The organism is Nocardiopsis aegyptia (assembly GCF_013410755.1).
GTDB lineage: Bacteria > Actinomycetota > Actinomycetes > Streptosporangiales > Streptosporangiaceae > Nocardiopsis > Nocardiopsis aegyptia.
In genome coordinates, this window is the sequence record NZ_JACCFS010000001.1 from 5,193,972 (window position 1) to 5,208,412 (window position 14,441).

The window sequence follows — 14,441 nt, forward strand, 5'->3', positions numbered from 1 at the left end:
AGAGGTCGGGCGGTCCGCATCCGCGAAACGGAGATACCCGGGCCTTTGGCCGAAAGGTCCCACTGTGCCGGTTGTGCTCCTCCGGCGGTGGCGGCCCGGCGGCCGGCCCGGCGGCCGGGTCGGTGCCGCCGGGCGCCGGGCGCCGCGCCGAGGTCGGTCGGGAGGCCGGGCTGGGCGGACCTTCCGGTGTTTGATGGCGACTGTGCAGGTCACGACTTGATATGCAAGTACCCACTTGCCTATAGTGGGCGCATGGCCGACGACATCTTCAAAGCCTTGGCCGACCCCACCCGCCGGACGATCCTCGACGAGCTCGCCGAGCGTCCCGGACAGACGCTGTTCGAGATCTGCGCACGGCTGAGCATGAAGCACGAGCTCGCGATGTCGCGACAGGCGGTCTCGCAGCACCTGGCCGTGCTGGAGGCCGCCGGACTCGTCGAGAGCCGGCGGGAGGGGCGCTACAAGTTCCACGACCTGAACACGGCACCGCTGCGGCACATCGCCGAGCGGTGGACCAGGCCCGACGAAGGAGAGACCACACCATGAGGATCCATCTGACCAGCGTCTTCGTCGACGACCAGGACAAGGCCCTGCGCTTCTACACCGACGTGCTGGGCTTCGTGAAGAAGACCGAGGTCCCCATCGGGGAGGACCGGTGGCTGACCGTCGTGTCCCCGGAGGAGCCCGAGGGGACCGAACTGCTGCTGGAGCCGTCCGGGCATCCCGCGGTGAAGCCGTACCGGGAGGCGCTCGTCAACGACGGCATCCCGGTCACCGCCTTCGCGGTGGACGACGTGCGCGCGGAGTACGAGCGACTGCGCGGGCACGGGGTGCGCTTCACCCAGGAGCCGCTGGAGATGGGACCGGTCACCACCGCGGTGTTCGACGACACCTGCGGCAACCTGATCCAGATCATGCACCAGGCGTAGGCCGGAGCGGTCGGCCGTTACGTGTCGCAGCCCGGCCGTAGGCTCTGCGCGGATGCAGGGGCGCGGGTCCGGTCGAGGGCCCGGCCCCGGACCCGTACCCCCGCACAGGTTGGAGCCCCATGCTGGAGCACACGCCCGCCCTCGTCTTCCACACGGAACGGCAGCGGGCCGGAACAGGGGAGTGGCTTCCGGACCACCGGCTCGTCGTCCGGTTCGAACCGGACGCAGCGGTGCCCCTGGCCCAGCTCGGCTGGCGCGACCTCGACGGCGCCGAGGCCGTGGCCGGGTTCGACCCCGCCATGACCACCTTCACCGGTGCGCGGATCACCCCGCACGGCACCTCCCACGCGTGGCGGGGGCGCCTGGCGGAACGGCTCCCGGACCGCCCCGGCCACTGGTTCCGGGTCCAGGGCGGCGAGCGGGAGCCGGAGGAGCTGCGGCTGCTCATCGAGGACGGCGGCGCCCCCGCCGTGCGGGTCGCCTGGGCCGACCGCGAGGGTGGCGGCGGCGCCATCGTCCTGCGCACCCTGGACCTGGACGAGGCCCGGGCGGCGGGCGAGGTCACCGGCAGCGTGCGCGACGCGCGGGCGGGCAACGAGCACAGGGCGGCCGGTGAGATCGCCCTCAACCTCCTCGACGACACCTCCGCCAAGTGGCTCTCCTGGCGCGACGCCGACCGGCTGGAGTTCACCCTGACCGAACCCGTCCACGTCCGGCACTACGTCCTGGTCTCCGCCAACGACTTCGCCGACCGCGACCCGTGCGCCTGGGAGCTCAGCGGGTCGGTCGACGGGCACACGTGGGCCACCCTCGACACCCGCTCCGACGAGTTCTTCCCCGGACGGCACCTGCCCCGCGACTTCCACGTGAGCGGCCCCGAGGCGGACACGCCGTACCGTTACCTGCGCCTGGAGATCACCCGCAACTGCGGCGGCTCCGAACTCCAACTCGAGCGGGTGCGGTTCTTCTCCGCCGACCGCACCTACGAGTCCTTCACCGGGCACCGCTACGCCGCGGGCCAGGCGTCCGCGCCGTTCGCGGGAGTCGTCGGCGACCTGGTGACCGGCACCCCGCACTCCGTCGAGGACTGGCGGTCCTTCCTCGCCGAGTTCAGCGCCGACATGCTGCGTGCGCTGGACGAGGGCGACCTGTACACCACCAGCGAGGAGCAGCGCTCGGCGTCCTGGCTGGGCTACGACGGAGCCACCGGGGAGCAGATCGCGGCGCTGGAGCAGCGGCTCGGCCGCCCCCTCCCGCCCGGCTACCGCGCCTTCCTCGCCGCGTCCGACGGCTGGAGCACCATGGGCACGTTCATGTACAGCCTGCGCGGCACCGCCACCGTCGGCTGGCTGGCCGACCTGGCGGACGAGGCCCTTCCCGAGGAGTACCTGGAGGGGGAGGAGCTGGTCGGACCGGCGCTGCTGGTCTCCGACGAGGGCGACGCCCAGTACTGGCTGCTGGACGCGGGCGACGTCTCGCCCGACGGCGAGTGGGCCGCCTACGTGTGGGCGAGCTGGTACCCCGGGCTCGGTGAGCGCCACCGGTCCTTCGCCGACCTGGTCGTCGACGAGCGCGCCTCCTTCGAGGAGCTGAGCGGTGCCGAGGGGCGGCCGGTACGCCCGGAGGGCGCCGAGGAACTGCTGGCCCAGGGACGTCGCGCGGCCCTGAACGGCCGGGTCGACGACGCCCTGGACACCCTGCGCCGAGCCGAGGAGAAGGGGTCGGGAGCGGCCGCCTACCTGAGAGTGGTGCTCTCGGCGTTCCTCGACGCCCGCGCGACCCACCACAAGCTGCGCGGCCTGCTCCGCCGCCCGCACGTGGTGGCCGAGATCGGCACCGACCAGGTCCGTACCGAGGCGGTCCCGCTCTTCCTGCGCGCCGCCGGACAGGACGCGGCCGGCAACGCGGCCCACGCGATCCGGCTCCTGGGCGAGATCGTGCCCGACCCCGACCTGCCGGCGACCGTCCCCGACAGCGAGGCCTGGCTCGCCGCGCACCGCGCGCCGGAGCCGCCCGCCTTCGAGCGTGCCCTCGACACGGCACGCGACCTGGCCGCCCGCGGGGCCACGGACGACGCCTGGGCGGTCATCGAGAAGGCCCTGCCGGAGTGGTATCCGCCGGCGCCCCACCGGATCGCCCCGGTGGTGCTGCTCACCGACCCCGCCCTGAAGGAGGTGGTCACGCCCCGGCGGGCCCGGGAGGCGGTGTTCACGCCGAAGGGTGAACGGCCGGGGGCCGAGGGCTGAGGAGCGGACGGCGGGCCCACGTCCGGCGGGCGGGGGAGCGCGCGGACCCGCTGTGCGAGGATCGGACCCGTCCACACTCCGGAGGCCTGGTCACCGTGTACGTACCGAACGCACTCCTGGGCCGGCTCGTCGGTCGCCGGCTCTACTCGGTGCAGTTCGTGCTGGACCGCGTCCAGCTGTGGTTCGACGGCGAGGCCTCCGGAGACACGCCCTCGCTCATCTGTGACGTTCCGCCCCGCGTGGACGTGGACGGGCGGTGCCTCGGCCCGACGGACCCGGGGTGGAGGGACGCGCTGTGCGGCCTCATCGGCCAGGACGTCGTCGCCACCCACGAGGCGACGGGCAGCGGGCTCCGGCTCGACTTCGCCCGGGGCGCGATCCGGCTCCATCCGGCCCAGGAGGAGATCGAAGGCCCGGAGATCGCCCATCTCTCCGGCTTCGAGGACCGCTCCTGGATGGTGTGGCGGCCGGGAGAGGACACGTTCGAGGACCTGTGACGCCGAAGGCCCGGGCCGTGGCCGGCCGCGTGAGGCCTTCGGCGCCGACCCGCCGAGGCGGGCCCGCGCCGAAGGCCGGGCCGGTGCGCCGGTCAGGCGCGGTCGACCAGGAGTTCCCCGTCGGTGGCGCTGCGACCGCTCAGGCCGCCGCCGTAGTTGGCCTCCACCCGCGCGCGCTCGGAGGCGTTGGGATAGCGGCTGGTGCAGTCGACCCCGCCGGTGGAACCGGACATGAGCGACGAGCACGGGCCGGGCTTGGCGTCGGGCAGCCCCAGGCTGTGGCCGAGCTCGTGCGCGGCGATGCGCACCGCGTCGTAGCCGGCGTCGGTGCCCTGGCGGCCCATCCAGACGGTCACCTGCCCGCCGGGGCGCACCGGGCCCAGGTGGGCGCGGGGCCAGCCGTCGTCGGCGATGATGCGGATCTCGGCGCGCTGCCAGGCGGAGGCGGGCGCCAGACGGACGTTGCCGACGCTGGAGTTCCACACGCGCACGGCCGAGGAGACGGCGGAGGTGTACTCCGCGGCCTGGCTCGCGTCGTAGTACAGGACGGTCTGGCGCAGCGGCTGGGACCGCTCCGCGGTCGCGGCGGTGGCCGGGGCGGTGCCCACCAACGTCAGCGCGAGCGCACTCAGGGTGATCAGGAGGGGTGTGAGGATCCGTCTCAACATGGGGGTTCCCTGGGGGTGAGGGGGTTGATCTCATCGGTGACCGGGTGAGGTCGCCCCGATGCTATGTGTAGCGTCGTATCACCACAAGGAGTGCAGAACGCGCAATTTCGGCGTCCCGTCCACCCCCATGCGCCCTCCGGCCGGAGCCGGGTCCACACGCCACATCGCCCCCTTCGAATCAACTCATGGCCGACGAAGCGGTGGCCGTGCGGTCGTGCCGACCGCCCACCCCTGGGACGGCACGGCCTCCCGCACGGCCGGGAACGTCCTGGCCCGGGAGTCGTCCGAGAACGAGGGGTTCGGGATCCGTGTGGTGCCGGGGGCGGCCGTCGTCTCCACGATCGACTCCGGCACCATCACGTCCGCGGCGGTGGTCACCTGAGCCCCCGAGTCCGGTGTCGGACAGGGCCTCGGTCAGCGTGAGCGGTCCTCGGGGGTGAGGGTCCGCGTCCAGAGGGAGTCTCCGTTGGCGTCACGCAGGAAGACGGTGAGCTCCTTGCTCTGCCGGTCGATCTCGATCTCGCCGAAGTGCTGGAAGCCGTCGAGCGGCGAGGTGTTCGCCACCGGCGGCGCGTTCTGGAACACCACCTCGGGCCCGAAGGTGGGGTCGAGTGCGTTCGGCCCGAACGCACCGGCGTGCAGCGGCCCGGACACGAACTCCCAGAACGGGGTGAACTCGCGGCTGCTCGCACGCTCGGGGGAGTAGTGGTGCGCGGCCGTGTAGTGGACGTCGGCCGTCACCCACACCACGTTCCGCGCACCCCGGCGGTGCAGGCCGTGCAGCACCTCGTCGAGTTCGGCCTCGCGCCCGCGCGGCGCGCCGGGCAGGCCGTTGGCCACCGCCTCGATGTCCTGGCCGTCGCGCACGACCACGCCGAGGGGCATGTCCGAGGCGATCACCTTCCAGGTCGCGGTGGAGGCCGACACCCCGTCGACCAGCCAGCGTGCCTGCGCCTCGCCGAGGACGCGTTCGAAAGCGGCCGTTCCCCCCGAGTTGGCGTCCCGGTAGGGCCGCATGTCGATGACGAAGACGTCCAGGTCGGGGCCGTAGGACAGCTTGCGGTAGATCCTGCCGTCCACCGCCTCGGCCGGGACGATGGGCATCCACTCGTGGAACGCCCGGTGGGCCCGCCTGGCCAGCCGATCGACATCGGTCTCGGTGTAGCGGTCGTCGTCGAGGATCTCGCCCGGGTACCAGTTGTTGACGACCTCGTGGTCGTCCCACTGCACGATCTGCGGAACCCGGGCGGCGAAGCCGCGCAGTGCGTCGTCGAGCAGGTTGTAGGCGTACTGGCCGCGGTACTCGGCCAGCGTCTGCGCGACCGCCGCCTTCTCCTCGGTGACCACGTTGCGCCACGTGCGCCCGTCGGGCAGTACGACGCTCTCCTGGAGCGGTCCGTCGGCGTAGACGGCATCGCCCAGGTGGAGGAAGAAGTCCGGGTCGCGGTCGGCCATGGCGGCGAAGATCGGCATGCCGCCGATGTCGGGGTTGATGCCCCACCCCTGGCCGGCGACGTCTCCGGAGAACACGAAACGGATCGTGTCGTCGTCGGCGCCTCCGGCGGTACGGAAGCCGCCTTCGAGGACTTCACTGGAGTACCGTCCGCTTTCGGCGTGCACGCGCAGGTACACCTCCTGGCCCGCGTCGAGCCCGGTGATGCGGACCCGTCCCGTACCGTCACCGGCCGGGGTGAGCTGTGGCCCGCGGACGGTGCGTGCGTCGCGGAAGTCGGGCCGGGTGGCGACCTCGACGACCATCCGTGCGGGGCGGTCGGCCCGTGTCCAGACCACGGCACCGTCGACGCGGGGGTCGCCGAGTTGGATGCCGTGCGTCAGGACCGGGCGGTTGTTCCTGCCCTGGGCCAGGGCGGGACCGGCCCCGCCTCCGGCCAGGAGGACGCCTGCTGTGCCCGTGGCGCCCAGGCTGAGGGCGGATCGACGTGAGAGGTGGGTGCGCGGCATGGAGGCTCCTCGTTGCGGGGGAGTGGTCACCCACGGTTTCTATCGGGCACGTCCGTCCCCTGTTTGAACGAGAGCCGTCACCTGGACGAATACGACCCACGGCCGTCGGCCCCACCGCGGGCGCGCGGGCACGCCCGGTTCCCGCCGTCAGTGGAGTGTCTGAGCGCCGATGACCGAGAGCACCTGGAGCTTCTCGTGGCTCTCGGTGCCGGGGACGGCGGTGTAGACCATCAGATGATGGGCCTGGCCGGGGTCGACCAGCCGCTGGCAGTTCAACTCCAGCGCGCCGACCTCGGGGTGGACGAAGTGCTTGACCTCGTGGGGGCGGATCCCGATCTCGTGGTCGCCCCACACCCGCCGGAACTCCTCACTGCGTGCCAGCAGCAGGTCGGCCAGGTGGGCGGCGCGGGACTCGGGGCCGCGGAGGGTGACGAGCTCACGCAGCCCCGCGGCGTACATCCGCGTCAGGAACGGGTGTTCCTCCGGCGCGTAGATCCGCCGGGAGGCGGGGTCGGTGAACCACCGGTACCCCGCGCTACGAGCGGGCCCGGTGTACCGCGTCGTGTCGCCGGTCAGCGCGACGCCCATCGGGGACTGCCGCAGGGTTTCGCCGAGCTCGCTGGAGATCTCGGCGGGTGTGTCGTCCAGGCGGTCGAGCACGCGCAGGAGCCCGGGGCTGATGTGCTCGTTGGACGTGCCCCTGGCGGGCGGGTTGTGGCCGGCCAGGCGGAACAGGTGGTCGCGCTCGTCGAGCGACATGTGCAGGCCCTGGGCGATCGAGGCGAGCATCCGTTGCGAGGGCTGGGGGCCGCGTTCCCGCTCCAGGCGGGAGTAGTAGTCGGCCGACATGTGACACAACGACGCGACTTCCTCGCGCCGTAGCCCGTTCGTCCTGCGGCGCTGTCCGCGCGGCAGACCGACGTCCTCCGGCTGTAGTGCCTCACGCCGGCTGCGGAGGAACTCCGCCAACCCGGTGCGGTCGATCACGACGCCCCCTCTCGAATGCTGCCTCGTTTGCCATGTCTACCGCGAGCGGACGCCGGTAGCCACGACCCGCCGATCCCCCCATACGGAGCGCAGGGGCGGCCCGGCGAGCCTGTGATCGGGAGGTCCTGGATAGGTCCGTGCCGTCCGACGAGGATCGATGCCGAGGCCCGAACCGGCGCCGGGGGAGCGAGCGGACGTGTGGTCGCCGACCGCCCCGGACGTGGACGACCGTGACCGACGCCTTCGGTGGTCTCGACACCGTGGTCGCCCGCGCTGGAGTCCCCCGCGCCGAAGTCCTCGTGCGGTCGAAGAGTTCCGGGTCGCCCCGGCGAGGAGGGCTCGCCGGCGCATCCACAGTCACGACATCAAGGAGCAGGACCATGCCACGTGGAACCATCGACATCACCCTGCCGGATCTGACCGGCAAGCGCGTCGTCGTCACCGGCGCGAGCGACGGGATGGGCCTGGGGATGGCCAGGCAGCTGACCGCCGCGGGCGCCGAGGTGATCATCCCCGTGCGCAACCAGCGCAAGGGCGAGGCCGCGATCGCCGCGATCCGGCACGCGGTGGCTGGCGCCGACGTGTCGCTGCGCGGCCTCGACCTGGCCTCACTCGACTCGGTCGCCGCCCTGGGCGACACCCTGCGAGAGGAGGGCAGGCCGATCCACATCCTGATCAACAACGCCGGCGTGATGAGGCCCCCGAACCGGCAGACCACGGCCGACGGCTACGAGATCCAGTTCGGTACCAACCACCTCGGCCATTTCGCCCTGGTGGGCCACCTCCTCCCGCTGCTGCGCGCCGGCCGGGCGCGGGTGACCTCGCAGATCAGCATCGCCGCGCGCCGTGGCGCCATCAACTGGGACGACCTGAACTGGGAGCGTTCCTACGACGTGATGCGCGCCTACGGCCAGTCCAAGATCGCGTTCGGACTCTTCGGCCTCGAACTGGAACGCCGCAGCCAGGCCCACGGGTGGGGCATCACCAGCAACCTGTCCCACCCCGGGGTCGCCCCGACCAGCCTCCTGGCCGCCCGCCCCGAGATCGGCCGCGGCGAGGACACCCCGCACATCCGCCGGATCCGGGCCCTGTCGGCGCGCGGGATCCTGGCGGGCACCGTCGAGACGGCGAAGCTGCCCGCGCTGATGGCCGCGACCGGCCCCGACGCCAAGCAGGGAGCGCTCTACAGCCCCAGTGGTCTCGGCAGGCTGGGCGGCCCGCCGGCCGAACAGCGCCTGTACCCGCCGCTGCGCAGCGCGGAGGAGGCCGCGCGCGTGTGGCGGGCTTCGGAGCAACTGACCAAGGTCTCCTTCCCCGCCTCCTGACCGCCGCCACGACCACCTCACACTTGACGGAGACCGCATGAGTACTGTCGCCCCCCGCATGTCCAGACCGAGGAGTCCCTGGTGGGTGATCGTCGGCAGCGGTACCGCCAACGCCGTCGGCCCCGCGGACAGACCACGCGCCGAGGCCCGCAGGTGTCCGACTCGGGAGGACGCATAATTCCTAGGCTGATCGCCCAGTGGACGACACCGCGTCACAGCACACCCTGGTCCGATCGGGCTGCCGGATCGCCTGCCCCACTGCGGGCGCGCGCCGCACCGTGACAGTCGGCGGGGCTGCCGCCGATCCATGTGCACGGGCTGCGCCACGGGGCCGCCTCGCTGGCGCTGGCCGCGGGGGCGGACGTGAAGGTGGTCTCGGGAGAGCTCGGCCATGTCACCACGCACTTCACTCAGGACACGTATCGGACGGTGTTCCCGGAGGTGGCTCGGGCGGCGGCCGAGGCGACGGCGGCGATGCTCAAACCCGTGAGCCGGTAGTGCGGTAGCCGGACCGGCGAGCACACCAGGAGCTATACGGCCCTTTCAGGCCCCAGGGCAGACCACGGGTTCACCCCGGCTGGCCTGGGGCTTCCTCGTCCCCGGAGCCGGTTTCCGACCGGATCAAAGGTCCTATGGTTCGTTGTGTCGAATTCGCACCTCAGATTATAGTGACGTCAAGGTAATTAGATCAGACTATCTCTGGTAGCGCCTGAAGGCGCAACCAAGAGCGGTTAGTGTGCTTCGTGGGTGCAATAATGTCTTTTCAAAGGAGTGGAATATGGTAGATGGCGCTAGTCGGGAAAATCTATTGAATTATGCGCGAAGGCTATCTGCTGACATTAAAGCGGATATGGATTGGCACTCCTCGGGACACGGATCTGGAGGCTACTGGACGGTTGCAAATCACGCCGCGCTGTCCAAGGTGATGGCAAAATCTGCAGCTGCTCTGGAGTTCTTGCGTAGGTATGCTGGCGACGAGAGTTCTTGGACTCACCGGGCTAACGCTATATATGACAGCAAAGGGGATGGGCAGTCCCTTGAGTCCGGTGCGCACGCGGTCGGTGATCTTTTGGAGGAATGGATTAACCAGGTTGAATCGGGGGCAAATGAAATTTTGGGGGAGCGTCAGTGGAGCGAAGTTTCGCTCGTGGGTACGGATATAATGAGTCAAGTTCGGAGGCTTTTGGAGGAGCCGAGGTCTCATCCTGCTGCGCCAATTGTCCTGTGCGGGGCGGCGCTTGAGACGGCGCTTCGTTCTGCTGTCGATGCTCATGGTCTGGAGCTGAGAAATAGGCCGTCTGTGGCTGCGTATACCTCTGCTTTGCGCAGTGCAGGTCTTATCACTGCTCAGGATGTGAAAGATATAGAGATGTGCGCTGGCCTGAGAAATTCTGCCGCCCATGGACAATTCGAAGGGCTTAGTCCTGAGCGCGCAGGCCTAATGGAGCAGATGACGAACCTGATTCTTCGTCGATTGGCAGATATTCAGCTAGTGCAAGGAGATTTTCCCGGTCGGGGGTGAAAATAATTCCACTTTCATGCGATAGTATCAACTATTTCTTGCGAAAGGGGAAAAGAGAAAAGAAATAAAAATCAGAAAATTTGATCAGGGGGTGAATCCTGGTTCTCCCGACATTGGGCGTGGAGTCCCAGTTCCCGTCTCCTGGCCTGCTGCAAGCCCGTCCTGGTCCTGCGCTGGTTCCGCGATGGAGCCCCATCGAGGCTCTCGCCAGAAAGAACCACATCTCCTTCGCCACCGGCCACCGCTACATCGACGAGGGCGTCGCTGTCAAAGTACCGCAACGACAGGTTGCTTTCCGTGTGCCTGCGGTAGTGACTCACATGGGCAGGCTGCTGGGAGCGGAGTCTGAACAGCGACCACGCCCCGACCGGGTGTGAGATCTGAGCGCAGACCCAGTTGAACAAACGGCGGAGGGATGCGGTGGAGTCAGCGAAGGGCCGCGACTAGGTGTCGAGATCAGTGATGACCACGCACGACTAGTCACTTCTTGTGTTCGTCCCATTGCAATCTGTTTGCAGTACTAAGTGTGGCTGGATTATCAGTAGAGGCGTCGGTGGGTGAAGACAATATCCTGCACGCGTTCTACGGCAGACGGCGCTAGGCGGGCCAGGATCGGCAGAGCGTGGTACCAGCCGTCGCCCGCGAGCGCAGCGGCCGCGAATGGCACTGCCGAATCGATTGTTTGTGCCGCGTCGGGAGGCATTTGTGAAAGAGTTAGGGAGCGAAACGTCTGAGAGAAAGCTGCGCCGGTAGATATTGAGACATCTCGTATGACTACTGGCGTTCCCGTAAGATAGCCGGCCACAGCTGTGAACGCCTCAGCACGGTCGTATGAAGAGTTGAGGTTATTCACGGAGTTCATGGCAGACTCGCAGTCCCCGAGAGCCGCATGCGCGATTGCTATGGAAGCGATCGGAAGATGCCAGGGCGGGACGTCCGCTCTCTTATGCTCCCACTTGGTCAGTGTTTGGTGGGCGCTTTCGTCCTGATGTCGAGCACCCATGACCAGGAGCACCAGAAGATCCTCCGCGTCCAGCGGTGTATTCGAAGCTCGGATTCTCGAAAAAACTTGCTCGACCGCCCTAAGAATGCGACCAGTGCACTCCGCATCCACACCGCCAATGGCAACGAAGAGCTCGGAAAGCTCGGCGATAAGTCCTTGCGAGCCCTGCGGTGAGACCTCCATGGCCAGGAGGTTTTTGCGTTGGCGGTCGATGATGTCTGCGGTGGTGGCCGGTTCGTGGGAGCGCAGTCCGGCCGCGACCGATACAAGTGCGCTCCACTGTTTTTTGCTACCCGCACTTCCCGTTTCCTCGACGAGCGACAAGGCCCGGTCTTTTTCGCCGACGTGAGCAAGTGCCTGCGCGGCAGCACCCATTGCGGCCGTCACATTCATCCCTAGAGCACCTTCGAAGAAAGAGGAATTGCCAGTGTCTTCGAGCGCCTGAGTGAGGTCAGCAGCCTCGCGCGCCAGCCGCCGAGCATCGGTGACATTTCCTGCTTTCATCGTTGAGATGGCCGATGCCGCCAGTGCCTGCACTTGCTCAGCTGCGCCGCTTAGACTACGGGCCAATTGCGCACTCTCAGTGTGTCGGCCGATGGCAGCGAGCGCTGTGCACAGAGGAATGAGCCAGGTCTCGCGTGGCCGAACACCAGGCTGGGGAGATCCGAGCGCTTCCAATGCCTGACTCAGTCGGCGACTCGCCTCAGCTGGCCGGTTCTGCTCTGCGAGACTGCACGCCTGCTTGGCTAACGCTTCGATAGACGATTCCTCGTCTGGATTGCCGAGAGTCTCGGCGATCAGGGCCTGGGCGTCGGTGCGTACGTCCGTGCCAAGCAGGCCAATGCGCCGTGCTTCGGGTACGAGAGCCATGAGTTGGCAGGCCTGGTCCACAGAGCCGGTGTCCACCAAGGCGCGCACGACATAGGTAAGCATGTGGCCCAGAAACATGTTCAGATCGGCTACGTCATCGGTCGGCAACACTTCAGGGGCGCGCAGCGCATGTTCCAGGTTCCGTGTCGCCTGTTGAGCCAGGGATTTCGCCTGTTCAGGGCGATTTGCGACCAGGGCGGAGGCCGCGGCAGCATGGACCATGCAGGCCAACAACTTTGACGGGAAATCCTTTGCGTACTGGCTGATCCGTTCGTTCAGCCGGGCGGCTCGCATGTCATCAGCGGCGACGGCGACGGCGACGGCGGACCATGCGGTTACCGGTGCGCTCGGGTTTGACGGGGAGCTGGATGCGACTTCGTCGGCGTACTCTTCGGCCAGGCTCAGCAACTTCTCAGCTAGCGCAGGGTTGTAAGGCCGGGCAGCAAGGGCTGCCTCCGCTGTGGCCACACAGCTGAGGGTTTCGTCACCGGCCCATCTGGGAGCGCTGAGCGAGGTGAGTAGCTCGAGTCCTTGCTTGTGGTCGCCAATGGCGATCAGCGCAACGGCGGCCTCCCCTACAGCGGCCTCGGCATCATACTCGTCCCCGTTTGGAGGGGATGCTTCATCACGGGCACGCCCGGCCCAGCGCGCGGCCTCCCGCGCCGCTTGGATGGCATGCTGATCGTCAGTGCCAGCCAACGCACGGGCCACCTTCGCCAGGCAGACAGCCTTCAAAGCAGGATCGGGCGCGGCCAGCGCAAATTCTATGGCGCGTTGAGGATATCCCAGCCGAGCGAACGCAACCGGGAGGCTTGGTGGCAAGGACCTGGCTCGTTCGGTGAGCATGGCTGAGCAAGCAGCGAGCGCTGCCAGATCCCCTAGGTCGCCTGGTCGACGGTCGCGGACCATCTGGGCGCTCAGCTCGATTTCGGAGTACGCCGTATCGAGTGATGCGCGCTCCAGTAGGGCACGTTGACGATACGGATCAAGAACAATCGCAGTTAGCCGCTCGCTGTCGCCGGAGCTGTGCAGCATGCGCGGGTAGTCGTACAGGAGGTAGGACGGGGTGTCAGACGGCCAACCTTGGGCGCGGTAGTCCTCCGCCCAAGCGTGCAGCTGCTCCTCGAACCTGGTCACGTCGCCCAGGGCAGTCAGTGCCTCCCTGCGCAGCTCTTCGTGTCCCAACACGTGGGGATGCTTGCCGGTCGGCAAATCAGAGATCAGGACTTGGCCGTGGGTGCCGGGGATGAAACTACGGCCGGTGATTCCGCGCAGCAGCCGGTCGACCCGATACGGACGTAATCCGACAAGGCGGGCCAGGTCTGTGGCCGTCAAGCTGCCTCGAGCCGCCACTAGTAGACCGAGGAGAGGAACCCCCGCCTGTTCGTCATCCAGCAGCCGGTCCAGCTCTCGCCGGGCCAAGGAGCTGATTCCTGCCGCGTGAGGCCACGGAGCAAGGGCACGGATGATGCCCGGAGCGCGGAGGGGGTGGTCGGGGGGAACGTCATCCGGGATGGGCGGGCTAGGCCGACCGGTGACCACGATGCGCATGCTCGCTGGCGGGTTTCGCGGTAGCAGGGCGGCAATACTCAATCCGCCGGAGCTGGCTCCTCGGTCTTCGTCCAGCCCGTCAACCAGCAGCACCAGGCGCTGGCCGCGGTCCTGGCATGCTTTCGCGGCTGCCTCACACAGTTCGGGGAAGTCCTCCGGACGGATGCGTGTAGTCCCGGCATCTCGCCCGGCCAGGGAGGCCAACTGGCGTGTCACGGCCCTAAGGAAGTCTTCCCGGTCGTTGCGGCCCAACCGATCGGTGATGAAGTAGCTCGCGATCTCCACCCCAGGTGGCCGGTGTCGTAGCACGAAGTCGGAGACCAAGGCCGATTTGCCAGCCCAGGGGCCTGCCTGCCACCACACATACGCGGACGTGCCCGGGAGGTCCGCCCCGATGCAGAACTCGGTCAGTTCTCGCAGCTCATCCTCCCTGTTCAGCAACCGTGAAGGCAGGACGTGTTGCTCGATCCAGGCGCTGTGCTCAGTAAGTACCGGTTCCGGTGCCTGTGCGGACGGGGCGGGTGAGCGGGAAGGCTGGGCTTGGTCTAGCAGGGTCCGCCACCAGCCCTCAACACATCGTTCCCCTGCCCACCCACTCCAGAGTCGGACCACTGCGATCAGTTGTTCGCTACTGTCCGGGCGCGGTGTCTTCGCCTTTTCCCAGGTCGGGTTAAGCCACTCTGTAAGGCGTCTGTCCAGCGACGAACCGGGATCGTCGGCCTTTCGGGCAACCTCACGACGCGAGTACCTCTGACCGGTTTTTCGGGTGTAAGCGGTTTTGGCTCTTTCTTCCAGGGACCGCAGGGCGTCGTACAGGGTACGGGCCTCCGGTGGCTTATCCATCCACCTCCCCTTCTCTCATGTGCCCACGACTGCCCGCC

Annotated in this window: 11 protein-coding genes and 1 pseudogene; 8 read left to right on the top strand and 4 right to left on the bottom strand. The window is 68.2% G+C overall.

Annotated features, from left to right (window positions below):
* The first annotated feature begins 252 nt into the window (after positions 1–252).
* The 4 genes from HNR10_RS23225 to HNR10_RS23240 all read left to right on the top strand — a co-directional run bounded on the left by HNR10_RS23225 (position 253) and on the right by HNR10_RS23240 (position 3,672).
* On the top strand, positions 253–546 hold the full coding sequence (locus tag HNR10_RS23225) for an ArsR/SmtB family transcription factor (RefSeq protein WP_179826945.1): 294 nt from the start codon (positions 253–255) through the stop codon (positions 544–546).
* Complete coding sequence (locus HNR10_RS23230) at positions 543–929, top strand: VOC family protein (RefSeq protein ID WP_179826946.1); 387 nt, start codon at positions 543–545, stop codon at positions 927–929. The genes HNR10_RS23225 and HNR10_RS23230 overlap by 4 nt, the downstream gene beginning before the upstream one ends.
* 119 nt (positions 930–1,048) lie before the next feature.
* Positions 1,049–3,175 (top strand): SMI1/KNR4 family protein, encoded by a 2,127-nt coding sequence (locus HNR10_RS23235; RefSeq protein ID WP_179826948.1) that lies wholly within the window; start codon positions 1,049–1,051, stop codon positions 3,173–3,175.
* A 95-nt stretch (positions 3,176–3,270) separates the two neighbouring features.
* A complete protein-coding gene (locus tag HNR10_RS23240) occupies positions 3,271–3,672 on the top strand; it encodes a hypothetical protein (RefSeq protein ID WP_179826950.1) in 402 nt (133 codons plus the stop codon).
* 92 nt (positions 3,673–3,764) lie between these two features.
* On the opposite strand, the gene HNR10_RS23245 is transcribed toward HNR10_RS23240, so the two are convergent.
* A complete protein-coding gene (locus HNR10_RS23245) occupies positions 3,765–4,340 on the bottom strand; it encodes a snapalysin family zinc-dependent metalloprotease (RefSeq protein ID WP_179826952.1) in 576 nt (191 codons plus the stop codon).
* A 214-nt stretch (positions 4,341–4,554) separates the two neighbouring features.
* Here HNR10_RS23245 and HNR10_RS23250 point away from each other — a divergent pair, with 214 nt between their 5' ends.
* Positions 4,555–4,722 carry a hypothetical protein gene (locus HNR10_RS23250; RefSeq protein WP_179826955.1) on the top strand — a complete coding sequence of 56 codons (168 nt, stop codon included), beginning with the start codon at positions 4,555–4,557 and terminating at the stop codon, positions 4,720–4,722.
* Between the two features lie 32 nt (positions 4,723–4,754).
* On the opposite strand, the gene HNR10_RS23255 is transcribed toward HNR10_RS23250, so the two are convergent.
* Together HNR10_RS23255 and HNR10_RS23260 are read right to left on the bottom strand one after the other, a co-directional pair.
* Positions 4,755–6,302, bottom strand: coding sequence for an alkaline phosphatase D family protein (locus tag HNR10_RS23255; RefSeq protein WP_179826956.1), 1,548 nt, complete (start codon positions 6,300–6,302; stop codon positions 4,755–4,757).
* Positions 6,303–6,449: 147 nt separating this feature from the next.
* Positions 6,450–7,289: a helix-turn-helix transcriptional regulator gene (locus HNR10_RS23260; protein ID WP_179826957.1), complete on the bottom strand. Its 840-nt coding sequence runs from the start codon at positions 7,287–7,289 to the stop codon at positions 6,450–6,452.
* A gap of 380 nt (positions 7,290–7,669) precedes the next feature.
* Here HNR10_RS23260 and HNR10_RS23265 point away from each other — a divergent pair, with 380 nt between their 5' ends.
* The 3 genes and pseudogenes from HNR10_RS23265 to HNR10_RS23275 all read left to right on the top strand — a co-directional run bounded on the left by HNR10_RS23265 (position 7,670) and on the right by HNR10_RS23275 (position 10,136).
* Positions 7,670–8,614 carry an SDR family oxidoreductase gene (locus tag HNR10_RS23265; protein WP_179826958.1) on the top strand — a complete coding sequence of 315 codons (945 nt, stop codon included), beginning with the start codon at positions 7,670–7,672 and terminating at the stop codon, positions 8,612–8,614.
* Between the two features lie 288 nt (positions 8,615–8,902).
* Positions 8,903–9,112 (top strand): annotated as a pseudogene (locus HNR10_RS23270) (site-specific integrase); the annotation flags it as partial.
* A gap of 280 nt (positions 9,113–9,392) precedes the next feature.
* Complete coding sequence (locus HNR10_RS23275) at positions 9,393–10,136, top strand: hypothetical protein (RefSeq protein ID WP_179826959.1); 744 nt, start codon at positions 9,393–9,395, stop codon at positions 10,134–10,136.
* A 538-nt stretch (positions 10,137–10,674) separates the two neighbouring features.
* Here the strand turns inward: HNR10_RS23275 and HNR10_RS23280 are convergent.
* Entirely contained in the window at positions 10,675–13,344 is a 2,670-nt protein-coding gene (locus HNR10_RS23280) for a hypothetical protein (protein WP_179826960.1), read from the bottom strand.
* Between the last annotated feature and the right edge of the window lie 1,097 nt (positions 13,345–14,441).

Excerpts from the sequence above, each read along its gene's own strand:
- HNR10_RS23225 (WP_179826945.1), top strand. The coding sequence starts at position 253 with ATGGCCGACGACATCTTCAAAGCCTTGGCCGACCCCACCCGCCGGACG.
- HNR10_RS23245 (WP_179826952.1), bottom strand. The coding sequence starts at position 4,340 with ATGTTGAGACGGATCCTCACACCCCTCCTGATCACCCTGAGTGCGCTC.
- HNR10_RS23230 (WP_179826946.1), top strand. The coding sequence starts at position 543 with ATGAGGATCCATCTGACCAGCGTCTTCGTCGACGACCAGGACAAGGCC.
- HNR10_RS23265 (WP_179826958.1), top strand. The coding sequence starts at position 7,670 with ATGCCACGTGGAACCATCGACATCACCCTGCCGGATCTGACCGGCAAG.
- HNR10_RS23275 (WP_179826959.1), top strand. The coding sequence starts at position 9,393 with ATGGTAGATGGCGCTAGTCGGGAAAATCTATTGAATTATGCGCGAAGG.
- HNR10_RS23255 (WP_179826956.1), bottom strand. The coding sequence starts at position 6,302 with ATGCCGCGCACCCACCTCTCACGTCGATCCGCCCTCAGCCTGGGCGCC.
- HNR10_RS23235 (WP_179826948.1), top strand. The coding sequence starts at position 1,049 with ATGCTGGAGCACACGCCCGCCCTCGTCTTCCACACGGAACGGCAGCGG.